Annotated in this window: 14 protein-coding genes; 5 read left to right on the top strand and 9 right to left on the bottom strand. The window is 68.0% G+C overall.

Going from position 1 to position 15,227, the window contains the following annotated elements; genetic code table 11:
• Nucleotides 1-133: 133 nt before the first annotated feature.
• The 6 genes from HNO80_RS09675 to HNO80_RS09650 all read right to left on the bottom strand — a co-directional run bounded on the left by HNO80_RS09675 (nt 134) and on the right by HNO80_RS09650 (nt 7,036).
• Nucleotides 134-1,873 carry a CocE/NonD family hydrolase gene (locus HNO80_RS09675; protein WP_175322636.1) on the bottom strand — a complete coding sequence of 580 codons (1,740 nt, stop codon included), beginning with the start codon at nt 1,871-1,873 and terminating at the stop codon, nt 134-136.
• The gene (locus HNO80_RS09670) at nt 1,866-2,834 is read right to left on the bottom strand and encodes an MBL fold metallo-hydrolase (RefSeq protein WP_175322635.1); all 969 of its coding nucleotides are present in this window, start codon (nt 2,832-2,834) and stop codon (nt 1,866-1,868) included. Before HNO80_RS09670 ends, HNO80_RS09675 begins: the two co-directional genes overlap by 8 nt.
• The gene (locus HNO80_RS09665) at nt 2,831-3,781 is read right to left on the bottom strand and encodes an alpha/beta hydrolase (RefSeq protein ID WP_175322634.1); all 951 of its coding nucleotides are present in this window, start codon (nt 3,779-3,781) and stop codon (nt 2,831-2,833) included. Before HNO80_RS09665 ends, HNO80_RS09670 begins: the two co-directional genes overlap by 4 nt.
• A 5-nt stretch (nt 3,782-3,786) precedes the next feature.
• Nucleotides 3,787-4,929 (bottom strand): FAD-dependent oxidoreductase, encoded by a 1,143-nt coding sequence (locus HNO80_RS09660; RefSeq protein ID WP_175322633.1) that lies wholly within the window; start codon nt 4,927-4,929, stop codon nt 3,787-3,789.
• Nucleotides 4,930-5,021: 92 nt separating this feature from the next.
• Nucleotides 5,022-5,975 carry a phosphotriesterase family protein gene (locus HNO80_RS09655; RefSeq protein ID WP_175322632.1) on the bottom strand — a complete coding sequence of 318 codons (954 nt, stop codon included), beginning with the start codon at nt 5,973-5,975 and terminating at the stop codon, nt 5,022-5,024.
• A 50-nt stretch (nt 5,976-6,025) separates the two neighbouring features.
• Nucleotides 6,026-7,036, bottom strand: coding sequence for a phosphotriesterase family protein (locus HNO80_RS09650; protein ID WP_175322631.1), 1,011 nt, complete (start codon nt 7,034-7,036; stop codon nt 6,026-6,028).
• 260 nt (nt 7,037-7,296) lie between these two features.
• On the opposite strand from HNO80_RS09650, the gene HNO80_RS09645 reads away from it, so the two are divergent.
• Genes HNO80_RS09645 through HNO80_RS09625 form a run of 5 tightly spaced genes read left to right on the top strand, consistent with a single transcriptional unit; the run spans nt 7,297 to nt 12,279 of the window.
• Complete coding sequence (locus HNO80_RS09645; RefSeq protein ID WP_175322630.1) at nt 7,297-9,018, top strand: MFS transporter; 1,722 nt, start codon at nt 7,297-7,299, stop codon at nt 9,016-9,018.
• Nucleotides 9,019-9,064: 46 nt separating this feature from the next.
• Nucleotides 9,065-10,237, top strand: coding sequence for a cytochrome P450 (locus HNO80_RS09640; protein ID WP_175322629.1), 1,173 nt, complete (start codon nt 9,065-9,067; stop codon nt 10,235-10,237).
• Nucleotides 10,234-10,428, top strand: a complete 195-nt coding sequence (locus HNO80_RS09635; protein ID WP_175322628.1) for a ferredoxin — start codon at nt 10,234-10,236, stop codon at nt 10,426-10,428. Before HNO80_RS09640 ends, HNO80_RS09635 begins: the two co-directional genes overlap by 4 nt.
• The gene (locus HNO80_RS09630) at nt 10,428-11,639 is read left to right on the top strand and encodes an NAD(P)/FAD-dependent oxidoreductase (RefSeq protein WP_249777265.1); all 1,212 of its coding nucleotides are present in this window, start codon (nt 10,428-10,430) and stop codon (nt 11,637-11,639) included. The genes HNO80_RS09635 and HNO80_RS09630 overlap by 1 nt, the downstream gene beginning before the upstream one ends.
• A 25-nt stretch (nt 11,640-11,664) precedes the next feature.
• Entirely contained in the window at nt 11,665-12,279 is a 615-nt protein-coding gene (locus HNO80_RS09625) for a TetR/AcrR family transcriptional regulator (RefSeq protein ID WP_175322627.1), read from the top strand.
• Between the two features lie 222 nt (nt 12,280-12,501).
• Here HNO80_RS09625 and HNO80_RS09620 read toward each other — a convergent pair whose 3' ends face one another.
• Genes HNO80_RS09620 through HNO80_RS09610 form a run of 3 tightly spaced genes read right to left on the bottom strand, consistent with a single transcriptional unit; the run spans nt 12,502 to nt 15,214 of the window.
• Entirely contained in the window at nt 12,502-13,254 is a 753-nt protein-coding gene (locus HNO80_RS09620; protein ID WP_175322626.1) for a maleylpyruvate isomerase family mycothiol-dependent enzyme, read from the bottom strand.
• Nucleotides 13,254-14,084, bottom strand: a complete 831-nt coding sequence (locus HNO80_RS09615) for a fumarylacetoacetate hydrolase family protein (protein WP_175322625.1) — start codon at nt 14,082-14,084, stop codon at nt 13,254-13,256. Before HNO80_RS09615 ends, HNO80_RS09620 begins: the two co-directional genes overlap by 1 nt.
• On the bottom strand, nt 14,081-15,214 hold the full coding sequence (locus HNO80_RS09610) for a cupin domain-containing protein (RefSeq protein WP_175322624.1): 1,134 nt from the start codon (nt 15,212-15,214) through the stop codon (nt 14,081-14,083). Before HNO80_RS09610 ends, HNO80_RS09615 begins: the two co-directional genes overlap by 4 nt.
• Nucleotides 15,215-15,227: the final 13 nt, after the last annotated feature.

The following is a 15,227-nucleotide window of genomic DNA, read 5'->3' as shown; positions in this document are numbered from 1 at the left end:
CCCGCCGGTGCCTTCTCTCGGACCGTGCGCTCCAGCCCAGTTACCAGGTCCGACACGCGCAGCCGGCCGGTGTGTCCCCGGCACGGAAGCGGATTCGAGGAAGGTAACTGGGCAGGAGCGCAGCCCTTTCAGCTCACTCCGCCGTGTCCTTGAGCGACGGCTGCGTGGTGAATGGCAGCACCAGCCGGGACGGGTGGGCTGCGTCTCGGTAGATTTTGTGCGTGACGGGCCGGCCCACCGGCAGGTGGAAGGCGTCCGGCGGCAGCAGCGCGTTGTGCTCGTCGGCCAGCGGCTCGTCGTTCGACAGCTCTACGGTCAGCGTGTGGCCGGGCGTGAAGGTGTTCGCGAACGGGTACAGGCGCAGCACGTATTCCTCGATCGCCCCGGGTTCAACCGGAACGGAGCGGGTGTGCGGGTGGACCGGGCTGCCCTCGGTGCTCCGTTCGTCGAGCTCGCGGTGTGAGGCCTTGAGGTAGCCGCTCGTGATGAGCTGGCGCTTGCCGTTGGGCGCGTAGTCCCACAGGCGGAGGATGAAGTTGGTGTCCGGCTGGTCGATCTCCGCGAAAATGTGCGCGGCGCCGGTGCCGATCATCTCCGTGTCCTCCTCGAACGGCGGGGTGGACCAGCTGATGATCTCCACCTTGTCTGTCACCGTCAGCGGCGCCTGGTAGAAACCGTCCGGCGCCGCGTATTCCGATCCCATCGGTTCCGGCTCGGTCGACAGTTTGTGCCGCGGGCGCAGGTAAAGGGACTTGTACTCGATGTCCTTCGGCGGCCACGCCTCGGCGGTCACGAGCTCGCGGGAACCCTCCACGAAGACGCTCACGGCCGGCTCGTCCATGACGCCGTTGTCGATGCCCTTGATCCAGTAGTCGTACCAGCGGAACATCTTGTCGTGTTCCTCGATGAAGGGCCGCGACTGCATCGGCGGGTAGGGGCCGATGTCCAGCTTCTTGGGCCCCTTCAGCTCGTTGAACAGCTCGATCGTGCCGTCCATGGTCCAGCCGCGGCCCTGGTCGATCTGCAGCCAGACCGGGATGTCGATGTTGGGGGCCAGCGTGATGGGGTTGCGCTCCTCGTACCAGTCCCCGTCCAGCTCGTTCATGACGATGTCGAACCAGGCTTCGTGGTTCTTCGGGTAGTGCAGGACATGGACCAGGTTCGGCCAGGCGGCGACGTCGGGATCCTGAAGACGCTTGGCGACGAGCTCCTTCAGTTCCCCGGGGGAGTACTTCTCGATCATGCGGGACTTGACGTTATCGGTGAACGCCCAGCCGGAATCACCGCCGCGGCCCTCCCGGGCGGCGCGCGGCATGAACCACATGATGCCGCCGTGGTAGGTCGTCTCGTAGAAGTCGTAGTGTCCGCCGGAGACGAAGATCGCCTTCAGGTGCGGCGGCCGTTCGGCCGCGGCCAGCACCTGCATGGACCCGAAGTAGGAGATGCCCACCATGCCGACGTTCCCGTCGCACCATGGCTGCGCGGCGACCCACTCGATGAAGTCGTAGGCGTCCTCGCCCAGGGATACGCCGCCGGCGTTGTAGTTGCCGATGTGCTCGCCGCCGGAATGGCCGGAGCCGCGCAGGTCGCCGATGACGTGGACGTAGTCCTCCTTGACGATGCGGGCAATGTCGCCGGCCTCGATGCAGCCGTCCCACATCGGGCTGGGGCGCCGCTGCGGCGGGGTGGTCAAGGCGAGGGCCTGCAGCTCCTTGCCGTAGGGGCTCAAGGCCACCAGCGCGGGCCGCGGCTTGTCCTCCGGGCACTGATACGCGTCGGCGGCGAGCTCGACGCCGTCCCGCATCGGGACCCGGAGGTCCTTGCGGACGGCGATTTTTTCGCCGCCGGCGTTCAGTAGCTGAAAGTCATCCATGAGTGCTTATCTCCTCATCTTCGGTCAAATGGTCGAACGCCGCGCGGTAGCCGTGGAGCGTCGTGAAGAACGGGGACGGCTCCAGGGTGGGGTCTCCCTCGTAGCCAAGGTCCTCGGCCACGCGGGCGAAGGGCGAGTACGGCGAGTCTGAATCCCGCAGTCCGGCAGCCAGGCAGCCGCAGGCCGCACTGTTGACGCGGGCCTCGATATCGAGGCTGCCCTGGAGCGCTTCCGCCGCCTGTCCGGCGTCGAGTTGCACGCCGTAGGGTGTGCCGTCCGCGCGTCGGTACGGGTGCCCCAGGTAGAGGTGTTGCGGACGGATCTCATCGCGAAGGTACTGCAGGCTGGCGCGGTAACCGGCCGGATCCACGAAGCCGGGGAATCCGTTGGCCGCGCCGTGGACCTGCACGGCGTCGCCGACGAAGACGTCGTTTTGCCCGTCAATGACGTATGCCACGGATCCGGGGGTGTGGCCCGGAATCGAGTGGACGGAGACGGTGACGTCGCCGCCCAGTGATATGGTCTCGCCGCCGCGCACCAGCAGGTCCGGCTCCAGCTCGCCCGAGATGACGGCGTTCGTGGCCCCGGTCAGCTTCGCCTCGCCGTCGGGGTCGTGCAGGTACCGCGCCCGTCCGGCAAGGTATTCGTCCACGTGGGCGCGGCGCGAGCGCAGCATCGGGGCGTCCGCTTCGTGGATGACCACCTGCGCACGCCGTCCGGTGAGCTCCCACAGGGCGTAGGCGCCGCCGATGTGGTCGATGTGGCCGTGGGTCAGCAGGATCCAGCGGACGTCCTCGATCCGGCGGCCGATCGCCTCCAGCGCCGGCACCATGCCTTCGGCCGGCGAGGAGGAGATCCCCGTGTCGACGATCGCGGGCTCCGGGGCGTCGATGAAGAAGCTGTAGAGACCGAACCGCCCCCACGGGGAGACCAGGGGATGGACGGCTACCGGCGTCGTCATTGCGCTCCACTCCTCTGCGGCGCAGTGCCGCTGCCCAGGAAGGCGGCGGTTTCCTCGATCGCGCCGTAGAACTCCGGAATCCAGGAGAAATTGGCGACAAAGCCGTGGTTGGCGCCCGCATAGCGGCTGACCGACGCTTCCACACCGGCTTCCCTGAGGCGCCGGCCGTAGAGCTCGCCCTCGTCCCGCAGGGGGTCATACTCGGCGGTGATGATCAGGGCCGGCGGCAGGCCGGAGAGGTCCTGGCGCTTGATGGGGGAGACGAGGGGATCCGCGGGGTCTGCCCCGCTGTTGAGGTAGAAGGAGTTGAACGGCAGCAGGCCCGCGGTCTCCAGCCCGTACCCTTCGGCGTTCTCCCGCAGCGACGCATAGCGTTCGACGTCGAAATCCAGGTCCAGCGACGGGTAGAACAGGACCTGATGGGCGATCCGGTTGAACCCGTCGTCGTGGGCCCGGGCGGCGACGGCGGCGACGAAGTTGGCCCCGGAGCTGTCGCCCGCAATGGCGAGGTTCTTCCCGTCCCAGCCCAGGCCGGCACCCAGTTCAGCGGCCCAACGGACCACGCCGTAGCAGTCCTCGAGGCCGGACGGGAACGCGGCCTCGGGCGCCAGCCGATAGCCGACGGAGATGACCTTGTAGCCGGTTTCCTTAGCGAGGGCCCGTGCGACGTGGTCGTGCGTGTCAAGGCTGCCCAGGAAGAAGGCGCCGCCGTGGAAGTAGACCACCAGGCCGTAGGCGTCGGCCTCGGCCGGCGTGTAGATCCGGACCGGCACCTCGCCGAACGGCGTCACGGCCGTGGCGTCATCGACAGCGTGCAGCGGGAGGCGCTCCTCCAGCGGGGGGACCTGCGCGGCCTCGCCGGCCCGCATGGCGCCGGGGTCCAGAGGCGAACCGTCGGGTGCCGGCAGGGTGGACAGGATCTTGGCGATTTCGGGGTGGATGGCCATGGCGTTCAGGCCTTCGCCGGTGCCGCTGCGCTGAGGGAGGCGGGCTTCTGGGAGGCGGGCTTCTGGCCTGGGAACACGTCGTTGACCTCTTCCTCGCTCCAGCCCTGGCGGGAGATGCGCTGCAGCTCATCCGTCACCGGCTTGCGGGTGGCCTGGAACAGGGCGAGTGCCTCCTTGACCGAGCCGGCCTCGGCGAGCGCGTCGGCCAGCGCTCCGGCGTCCTCGATGGCGGAGTTCGCGCCCTGTCCCTGGTGGTGCAGCATGGAGTGGGCCGCATCGCCCATCAGGACAACCGAGTCGGTGTGCCAGGTGTCGACGGGGTCGATGTCGTAGACCGCGCGGATGTTGACGGTGTCCATGTCCAGCCCGCGGGCAATCGCCACGATCCGCTCGTCGAACCCTTCCACGGTCTTCAGGAGCTCTTCCTTCGTGATGGCCGGGGCCCAGGTCCCGTCCGGGTTCAGGGCGGTGATGTCGAAGGACATCTGGTTGCGGTGGCGCAGCGGCAGCAGGTAGGCCTTGGTGCCCTTGCCGATGTACATCCGCAGGTTGTCGTCCACCACCAGGCCGTGGGCGTCGTCGGCGGAGATCACCACCCGGTAGGCGTGCTCGCCGGAGAACACCGGGCCCTTGTCGGAAAAGAGCTGCTCGCGCACTGCCGACTTGATGCCGTCGGCGCCGACCACCAGGTCGGCCTCGACGCTCTCGCCGTTGGCAAAGGTCAGGACGGAGCGGCCGCCCTTGTCCTCGATGGTTTCCAACCTGTGGCCAAGCTGCACCATGCCTTCGGGAAGCACGCCGAGCAGGGCCTCGATGAAGTCGCGGCGGTGGATGAGGTACGTCTGCTTCTCGTCGCCGAACTCCGGCCAGGTGTCCTTCATGATCGGTTCGCCGGTGGCCGTGAGGATTTCGAAGTAGTCGCTCGCCGAGCTCACCTTGGCGACGGCGTCGAAGATCCCCCACTGACGGAACCGGGCCATGGTCGCGGGACGCAGGCCGATGCCGGCGCCGACCTCGCCCATCTGGGGAGCCTGCTCGTAGACTTTGACGTCCGCGCCGAGCAGGCTCAGGGCCTTGGCCGCCGCGGCCCCGCCGTAGCCTGCGCCGACGACGGCGATCTTGAGGTTTTTGAGGTCTTCAGCCTTCATGGTTTCATCTCTTTCTTGAGTCTTTGGTGGCCCGGGCCAGGTCCGGCTGAACGGGCAAGTTGTGGGGGTTTCCCCGCGGGTCTGTCCGCGGCTCAGGCGTGCAGCGACAGGAAGTCTGCCGGGTTGTCCTCGAGCAGGAGTTTGAGGGTGACGTCGTCGATGCCGGCGGCCCGCATGTCGGGGATCATGTCCTCGAAGATGTAGTTGATGGTGTGGCCCTTCACACCCGGCCAGCCCAGGGGGCTGCAGTTCGCGTCGGCCGAGACGAGGAGCTTGTCCGCGTAGCCCTTGTTGACGAGCTTGACGAAGTGCTCCATCCGTTCGGCGCGCTTGCGGCCCCAAAACGGCGGGTCCGGCAGCTCCAGGTCGTAGCCGAAGGTGTCGAAGCCGATCCGGCCGCCCTGCTGGTAGATCCAGTCATGCGGAGTGATCGGTGCGTTCAGGCCGTCGTCGGCGTGGCCGAACAACACCCGGTCCAGCGGCAGGCTCTCTTCGTTGAAGATGGTCACGGCCGGTTCCGGGTCGATGGCCAGATGGGTCAGGATCGGCGCGCCGGTGACGACGGCGGCACGGGCTGCGGCCCGGTAGATGCGCTTGTCCAGGGCCGTCATGCGTCCGCCCCGGCTCACGCCGACCTTGATGACGCCGGCCTTGGCTCCGGTGTTGCCGATGCCGACGGTGATCTCGTGGATGAACACCTTCGCGAGGTAGTCCACCGTGGCGCGGGAGAAGTGCGGCAGGGCGGTGTCTCCGCCGACGAAGCCGGTGCAGGCCACGATGTGCACGCCCGTTTTCCGGGACAGGGACTGGTAGTAGTCCACGTCGCGGCCGTTGCAGATGCCGGTGGCGTCCACGAAGGTGCCGCCGCCGTATTCGCGGAATTTGCGCAGCTTGGGCACGGTTTCCTCGTAGGCCTGTTCCGGCGACTTCCACCACTTGGTGTCCAGTTCGGAGCCGGGCATGCCGTAGCCGATGTGTTCGTGGACCGCCACGATTTCCAGTTCTTCGGCCGGGATGGTTCCCAGCACTGTGTTGACCTTGGTCATGCGTTCACCTCGGGGGTTCGAAAGGTTGTTGTCTGTGAGCGGACGCGTGCTTAGCGCACGGTCAGCAGCCGGCGCGGGTTGTCCACGAGGATCCGCCGGGTGTCGTCTTCGCTCAGGCCGCGGGACTTGAGGAACGGCACGAACGTGGTCAGGACGTGGCTGTAGGGCAGGTTGTACTCCGGCAGGCCCTTGGCCACGCCGATCGAATTGCCCGAAAGGATGATCTTGTCCGCGTGGCCGGCCTCGACGAGCTCGAGGACGAGTTCGGCGCGCTCGTGGTCGGTGAGGTAGTCCGCATGGTCGTTCAGGCCCACGTGGTCGAGGCCGACGAGGGCTCCGCGGCCGGCGACCTCGACGGCGGCACCCTTTGCGTCACTGCGGTCCAGGTCGCCGACCAGCACCCGGTCGGCCGCGAGCTGCTCATCGAGGACAATGTCCAGGTCGTGCAGGGCGTCGTCGCCAAAACGGATGGAGACCGGGACGCCGGTGGCCTTAGCGGCGCGGGCGGAGCCTCTGAACAGGCTCTCCTCGGTCGGAGTCATGCCGGCGCGGTCCGCGATGGTGGCGACGATGCCGGCGGCGGCGCGGCGCTCAACCCGGGGCACCACCATCCCCTCGGTGACCTCCTTGCCGAAGAGTTCGCCGAACTTCTCCGCCGGCCACGGCGTGGGCGGGTTGGTCTGCGGCGTCAGGAAGTACCCGCCGAGTTCTTCCTCCGGACCCAGGCCCGTGGAAGCGACGATGTGGATGCCCGTGGAGCGGGACAGTGCCTCGTAGAGCTTGAGGTCGCGGCCGTGGAACATGCCGGTGCTATCGACGATGGTGCTGCCGCCGTGGTCGCGGAAGTCGGCGAGCTTGCCTGCCAGGACCTCGAAAATCTCGGCCCGGTCCATGGAGATGTCCGGGGCGTACTGGGCGCCGGGGAGTACGGACAACAAGGCTTCATGGACCGCGACAACGCCCAGTTCGGCAGCAGGGATGGGACCCAGGACCGTGTTGACGGTTTGCCCGGAGGCGGCGGCAATCGCCTTGCCGGAGCCGGGGGGTGGGGGGTAACTCACGTGGCTTCTCCCTTGAAGTTCGGGTGCTAAGTGCAGGAGCGCCGCGGAGCCCGGCCAGGCCGTCGCTCCGTTGCGGTGTAGCCAGCATCACACAACGCTTTACACGGTGTCAAGGAAATAGTCGAAGTGTACGTTGAGGCGCATATCGATCGAAGCGTTTATGAAGCCAACGTTGCGTATGCCCTCTTGACAGTCTGTAAAGCTTGGCTCCAAACTGTGGTGAACGCCACACCAACTTTTGAAACAAAGGAGTTTCATCGATGAGTCAGACCACCTCCGTATCGAGCCGCGGCTCGGTGCGGGCCACGTTCGTCGCCGCCTACAGTGCGGTCACGTTGGCCCAGATCACCAACGCGCTGCCGGGCGCCCTCAACGGCACCTTCGCCGTGGAATTCCGCACCTCCGGCGCCGGGCTGACCTGGATCGCCGGCATGTTCATGATGGGCATCGTGGTGTTTGAGCTCAGCTGGGGGCTCCTGGGCGACATGTTCGGGCGCAAGAAGCTGCTGTACGCCGGCGCCGTGGTCAGCGTCATCGGCTCGGTCCTGGCGGCACTGGCGTCCACCACCGAAATGATGATCGCGGCGCAGGCGGTCGGCGGCATCGGGGCCGGCATTCTGTTCCCCATCTCGCTTTCCATGATCGCGGCGATCACCCCGGACCACCGCGCCCGGGCGAAAGTCATCGCCACCTGGGCCGGATTCCTCTCGCTCGGGGCGGTCATCTCTCCCACGCTGGCAGGCCTGACGGCTGCAGCGTTCACCGTTCCGGGTGCCGGGGCAGGCGCGCCCAACGCCTTTAGTGGTTGGCGCGTTGCCTACTACATCGCCGCCGCGATCGCCGTCGCCGTCCTCATCGTTGCGGTCCGTGCGAAGGACTCCGCAGCGGCCGACGGGCGCAAGATGGACCTCCCCGGCCAGGTGACGCTCGCGCTCGGCCTGATCGCTGTCCTCTTCGCCACCGTGCAGGCGGTCGACGCCGGCTTCGGCAGCGCCGAGGTGATCGCCAGCTATGTGGTCGGCGGCCTCCTCCTGGTTGCCTTCGTCGTCATCGAAATGCGCACCAGCCAGCCGCTGATCCACCTGTCCCTGTTCCGGAACAGCGCTTACTCCATCACCGGCATTGTTGCCGTCACCGGCATGTTCGCCTTCCTCGCGGTCTGCTTCAGCACCAGCGTCGCCGTCGGCGGACTCGCCCTCGCCGAAGCCTGGAAGGTCGGCGTACTGTTCGTGTTCATCCAGGGCCCGGCCTTCGCCTTCATCCCGGTGGTCGGCTGGCTGATCCACCACGTGGCCCCGCGCTGGGTGCTCACGGCGGGCTTCGCCTTCATGGCCGTCTCCGCCTTCTGGCTCTCGACGTTCGCCCTAGGCACTCCGGAGGCCTTCGGCGGAACTCCCTGGACCGCATTCATTACCCCGCTGCTGCTGCTCGGCATCGGGTTCGCGCTCACGGTCGGCTCCATCACCGCCGTCGCGATCAACACCGTCCCGCCGCAGCACATCGGCATGGCCTCGGCCACCACCAACCTGCTGCGCGACCTCGGCTTCGCCCTGGGCCCCGTGATCGGCTCGGCCATCGCCTTCGGAGTCGGGGCCAGCGTCTTCGCCGGACCCCTCGCCGGAATCCTTGGCGGGGCAGGCCTGCCCGCCGACGCCGTCGCCGGGCTGTCGAACGTGCCGCCGCTGGGCTACCTCTCCGGCTGGGACGGCGTCATCGCCCAGTTCTCCGGCCAGGCTGCGGCCGGCGGCGCACCCGCCCAGGCGGTCGACGGCATGGTCAAGGCCCTCGGCTCCGCACAACAGCAGATCCAGGGCGTAGCGGGGACCTCCCTGGGCCAGGGTTTCCAGACTGTGTACCTTGCCGCGGGCATCGCGGCGACCCTTTCCGCCATTCTCACCCTCTTCATCTCCGCACGGTCCTCGGCGCCCACGCCTGACGCGATCGCGGAGACCACCGAAGCCAACGCCGAGGCCGTCGTCTGAGTCTGACGTCCCATCCGGCAACCGACCATTCCACAAGGAGAACACCATGACTGCACCCATCGAATCCGACGTCGACATCTGGGATGACGACATCCTGGTCGACCCCTATCCCACTTATGCCGCGCTCCGCGAGCAGGGGGCCGTGGTCCACCTGCCCAAGAACGAGCTCTACGTCCTGACCCGCTACGACGTCATCCGCGACGCACTCGGCGATCCGGAAACTTTCTCATCCACCAGCATCGGCTTCAACCCGATGGTGAACGAGGCGCTGCAGGGCACCTCGCTTGCCTCGGACCCACCTATCCACACCCAGCTCCGCGCCACGCTGTCACAGAACCTCACCCCCCGCGCCCTCCGTGGGCTGAAAGTCGTCATCGACGAAAAGGCGGACAAGCTCGTCGCGGAGCTCGCCGCGAACGGCAGCTTCGAGGCCATCGATGCGCTGGCCCGGGCCTTCCCGATCGAAATCGTTGCCGACCTCATTGGCTTCAGCGGCAACGTCAAGGACAACATGCTGCGCTGGGGCCAGGCCGCCATGCAGGTCATCGGCCCGCTGAACCAGCGCACCCAGGAGAGTTTCCCGATCGCCGGGGAGCTCTATGGCTGGTGCTCGTCGGTCACCGCCGAGGACCTCACGCCCGGCTCCATCGGCCGCGGAATCTTCGACGCCGAGACCCGCGGGGACATCCCGCAGGGCTCCGCCGGGCACATCATCCACCAGTACCTCGGAGCGGGTGTCGATACCACCATCGCCTCGATCGGCAACATCATTGCGCTGTTCGGCCACCACCCGGAACAGTTCGAGCTGGTCCGGGAGAACCCGGAACTCGTTCCCGCAGCCTTCGCCGAAGTGCTGCGCTACTGGGCACCGGTCCACATCTGGGGCCGCAAGGCAACCCGCGACGTCGAAATCGACGGAGTCACCATTCCGGCCGGCGCCCAGGTGGGCATCCTCTTTGGCGCCGGCAACAGGGACCCGCGGCATTATGAGAACCCGGACGCCTTCGATGTCCTGCGCAACCCGGTGGACCACCTCTCCTTCGGCTACGGGCCGCACGGCTGCGCCGGACAGGGCCTGGCGAAACTTGAAGCACATGCGATCATCGAGGCACTTGCCCGCCGAGTGAAAACGCTGACGGTCTGCGAGGGGGTCCGGGAGCCAAGCAACATCACCCGGAGCTTCGAACTGCTCCAGGTCGAAAAGGTGGTGGCAGCATGAGGATCGAACTGGACCGGCCGCGCTGCGAGGGGCACGGCCTGTGCGAGGAAGCCGCACCGAAGCTGATGCACCTCGACGACGACGGCGAACTGGTCATTGATGTCGCTGAGGTGGACGGGGCCGCGCTCGACGCCGCCAAAGCAGCGGTGCGGGTTTGTCCGGTTGCCGCCCTGCGTCTGGCCGCGGCCTGATGATGCGCAGGATTGTGGTGGTCGGCAACGGCATTGCAGGGTTGACGGCCTGCGACTCGCTGCGCTCGGCCGGCTTCGACGGTGAACTTACTGTCGTTGGCGCCGAGCGCCACCATCCCTACAGCCGGCCGGCCCTGTCCAAGGCGCTGTTGCACGGTGCTGATGGGAAGAGCGACGATGCGCTCCGTGCGCACGAGCTCCCCGCGCCGAGCCACGAAGCCACCGAGCTGCTCGGCGTGGGCGCCACCGGCCTCGACGTCGACGCCCGCCTGGTCCGCCTGGACGGGGGCGGCGAGCTGCCGTACGACGGCCTGGTCATCGCCTCCGGCTCCCGGGCGAAGCGCCTCGCCGTCGGGCACGGACCTGCAGGGCCGGACCAGGACGGCCCCGTCCGCGAGCTGACCCTGCGCACCATCGAGGATGCGGTCCTGCTCAGGGAGCGTGTCGCCTCGCGCCCCTCGGTCATCGTGATCGGCGGCGGACCGCTCGGCATGGAGGTCGCGTCCGGTTGCCTGCATATGGGCTGCGAGGTCACCCTCGTCTCAGATGTCAGGCCGCTGTCGCGCCAGCTTGGCGACCATCTCTCCGGCATTTTCACCTCCACCGCCATCCTGCGCGGCCTGCGGGTGGTCCGCGGCGGAAAGGCCCGTCTGGTCGATCACGGCGCCGGGGCAACGGTTGTCCTGGCCGACGGCACGGAACTCGAAGCGGATCTCGTGGTGACCGCCGTCGGCGATGAGCCGAACATTGACTGGCTGGCCGGCTCTGGTCTGCTCAGCGAGGGGTCGCTGCGCGTCGACTCGCGCGGCCGGCTCCGGCCGGAGATCGTGGCCGCCGGCGACGTGGCGTTCTTCCCCACCCTTCGCGGCCTGCAGCGCGTTCCCCTTTGGACGAGTGCCATCGACCAGGCCAAGGTCGCCGCCGTCGGCCTGCTGCACGGCGACGCCGCCCCCGAGTTCAACTTTCAGCCGTATTTCTGGACGGAGGGCTTTGGGCTCTCGCTCAAGGCGGTCGGCTTCACGCCGGTAGTAGGCGCTCCCGACTATAGCGATCCCGGCCAGGAGCCCGGCTCGGCGCTGATGCGCTGGGACAACCCGGACGGTTCGGGGACCGCCGCGGCGCTCAATTACCGGATCCCGGTCCCCAAACTGCGCCGGCTGGCCGACGCGGGTCCGGCGGCGCTGCGACCCGCGTCGCCCGCCCGGGTTTGACGCCCGCCACCGTTAGGATTGATCCATGTCGTCGTTGCGAGAAGCCCAGAAGAAGCTCACCCGCGACATGATCGTGGAACGGGCGCTTGAGCTCTTCACCGAAAAGGGCTACGCCGCGACCACCATCGACGAGATCGCGGCGGCGGCCGGCACCACCAGGGTGACCTTCTACGCCTACTACCCCTCACGGGCCGATTTGATGCGGGACTTCATGGCGCGCGTCAACGCTGTGCTGGACCGTGCCGACGGACCGGAGAGCGGTTCCACCGCGGCCGACCTGGTTGACGTGGTGCGTGCAGGCAAGTTGCCGGGCATCCTGGCCTGGCTCGAGTCGCGGGCGGCGCTCTGGCCGGTTTTCCGGCCCTACCTCGACGTCCTCGACGAGGCCGCCGCAGTCGACCGTGAGGTGCGCGCCATGGTTGAGGGGTGGCACGAGGAGGTCATTTCCGACCTGGTTCGGGGAATGGAGCTGGCCGGGCGTTTCCCGGAGGAGACGCGCCACATCCGCGGGACCCTCGCCTTCACCTCCCTGGACTACGTGGCCACGCTCTGGACACGACGCAAGTTTGAACCCAACCGCGAACACGCACTGGAGATACTGGCCGACAACTGGTACCACCTGCTCTGCGACGAAGGCTGAAGCGGCTGCCGCCCGCCGTCTCTGCTGCGCTCCAGCCCAGTTACCAGACCCGCCACGCGCAATCGGCCGGCGTGTCGCCTGCTCGGTTGGGACTTTCCGGCCTGCAACTGGGCAGGAGCGCGCCCGTCGTCGTCGATTCGGCCGGTCAGGCCAGGTCGTCGGAGAAGCTGTAGGCCCCCTCGCTGAGCGGGCCTACAGCTTTTACGTCCGCTTAGCCGGCGCTCAGATCCACTTCGGCGCGGCAGGAACCGTCCCGTCCCCGGCACGCGGCCCGGTGGCGGTGACGCCGCCATTTCCGCGGCCGGCGGCCCATTCGACGACGGCGGGTAGCGGCCCCGAGACCACCGTGGGCGTCGCCGACGCCGTGTCCCCGAAGGTGAGGTCGCGGTCCGTGGCCTTGACCACCAGTCCCGCGTCGGTGCCGCGGGTCTTCCATGCGCCGGTTATGTCCTTGAGCAGCCGCTCCAGGACGGGAACGGGGATGTCCCGGAAGACGGCCCCGTTGTCCAGATCCACGGCGTGCATCCAGACTTCCCGGCTGCGCATCCAGACCGTTTCCGTGGCCGGCACTTCCCGGCCCTGGATGGTGCGCACTTTGTGGTGCCAGGCGTCCTCCGGGAGGTCCCGCCATTCGACATTAAGGTGCACGGCCGAGTGGTCGAACAGGTGCCGCAGCGCGATCGGGCTCAGCGTGGCGCCGAAGTCGATCTCGTGGTCGCGGACCTCGGTGGAGGGGTACATCGGGGTTTCCACCCCGGTGGCCGCCCACTCGATGAGCCGGGCGATGGCCCGGGCGTTGTAGCCGATGTGCGCCGTGATGTGACGGCGGGTCCAGCCGGGCAGCAGCGAGTCGCCGTCGAGCTCCGCGTCGGAGAGCTCGTTGAGCTTGCGGGCGAAGAACGCCGTGCCCCGGCGCGCCTGCAGCAAGGCTGCCAGCAGCTCCGGGTCCGTCGTCTGGTCGTGGCGGGCAACCATCAGGCTTCCTTGACCACGCGGTTTTTCAGCTGGCCCAGACCCTCGATCGTGGTGACCAGGAGCTGGCCCTCCTGCAGGTAGCGCTTCGGATCCTGGGCATGGCCCACGCCCCCGGGCGTGCCGGTAGCGATCACGTCACCGGGGTTCAGCGTAATGATGGTGGAGATGTAGGAGACCAGGAACTCCGGGGTGAAGACCAGGTCGGACGTGGGGGTGCTCTGCTGGACTTCGCCGTCGACCTCGGAGGTCATCAGCGGTCCGGCGCTGAATTCGTCCCTGGTGACCAGGGCCGGACCGAACGGGGTGGACTTCTCCCAGGTCTTGCCCTGCAGCCACTGGATGGTGCGGAACTGGTAGTCGCGCATGGACACGTCGTTGAGCACGGCGTAGCCGGCGATGTGGTCCTTCGCGTCGGCTTCGGAAATCCGGCGGCCGGCCTTGCCGATCACGACGGCGAGTTCGGCTTCCCAGTCCACGGCGTCGGATTCCTGCGGGAGGGCCAGGTCATCGTTCGGGCCGATCAGGGATTCGGCGTACTTGGCGAACAGGGTCGGGAACTCGGGGACTTCCCGGCCCATTTCCTTGATGTGGTTGCGGTAGTTGTGGCCCACGCAGATGATCTTGCCGGGGGAGGGGACCACGGCGTCCAGGTCGGCGCCGGCGAGCGGGTGGGTGGCGCCGGCCGCAGCCTTGGCCTTGGCCTCCCAAGCGGCATCCTTCAGCAGCTCTCCGACGTTGGCGAAGCCGTCGATCTCGGTCAGGGTGTCGCCGTCCTGGCGGACGGCCACGGTGGAAGTGCCGTTTCCGGTGCGGAGGGTGAGGAGTCTCATGCGTTCTTGCGTCCTTCGGTGTAGGTGCGGTTGAAGTTCAGTCGTTCGAAGATGGGGGCGTCGCTGAAGCGGAAGAGATCGAATTCCGAGTCCGCCTGCAGGGACCAGGCAGCCCAGGACGGGACCACGAAGAGGTCGCCCTTTTCCAGGGTCCGGGTTTCGCCGTTGAGGGCCACGGAGCCGCGGCCTTCGAAGACCTGCCAGACGCTCGAGCCAACCTCGTGCAGGGTTTCGGTGCTGGCGCCGGCGCGCAGCCGGTGGAATTCGGCGCGGATGGTCGGCATCACGTCGCCGCCGGTGGTGGGGTTGGTGTAGCGGACGGCCGCGTGGCCTTGGGACACGGTGGCGGGGTGGCCCTCGTCCTCCAGCAGCAGCTGCTCGCGCAGCGCGCGGTCCGTGTATTCCCAGCGGTAGGCGGCGATGGGGGAGCTCGTGGTGTCGTCCAGTCCGGAGAGCGGGCGCAGGCCCGGGTGGGCCCAGAGCCGCTCGGAGCGGGAGATGTCCGGGGTGGCCTCGTCGGTGACGCGCTCGGTGCCGAACTCGAAGAAACCGGCGTCGGCGTAGTGCACGAACGGGATGTCCAGGCCGTCGATCCAGGCCATCGGCTCGTCAGTGTCGTTGTGGTGGCCGTGGAAGTTCCAGCCCGGGGTCAGCAGGAAGTCGCCGCGGGACATCCGGACCGGGTCGCCGTTCACGACGGTCCAGACGCCTTCGCCCTCGACGACGAAGCGGAAGGCGTTCTGCGAGTGGCGGTGCTCCGGGGCGGTCTCCCGGGCACCGAGGTACTGGATGGCCGCCCACAGCGTGGGCGTGGCGTACGGGGTGCCCGCCAGGCCGGGATTGGCCAGGGCAATGGCGCGGCGTTCGCCGCCGCGGCCCACCGGGACGAGGTCGCCGGCGCGGGCGGCCAGCGGGTAGAGATCGCTCCACCGCCAGACGTGGGGGACCGCCTTCGGGCTCGGGACCATCGGCATCAGGTCCGCGATTTCGGTCCAGAGCGGGATCAGGTTCTCGCGGTCAAAGTCGCGGTAGAGCTCCTGCAGCTGGGCGGCCTCTTCGGGCGTGGGCTCCGGTGCAGTGTGCCCCGCGGCCACTGATTCATGGGTCGTGTTCTCGGCGCTGATGGACACGTGGGCCTCCTCG

This window comes from Arthrobacter sp. C9C5 (assembly GCF_013359735.1).
Taxonomy (GTDB): Bacteria; Actinomycetota; Actinomycetes; order Actinomycetales; family Micrococcaceae; genus Arthrobacter.
The sequence above is the reverse complement of the archived record's forward strand: the minus strand, read 5'-3'. Positions and strand labels throughout refer to the sequence as shown.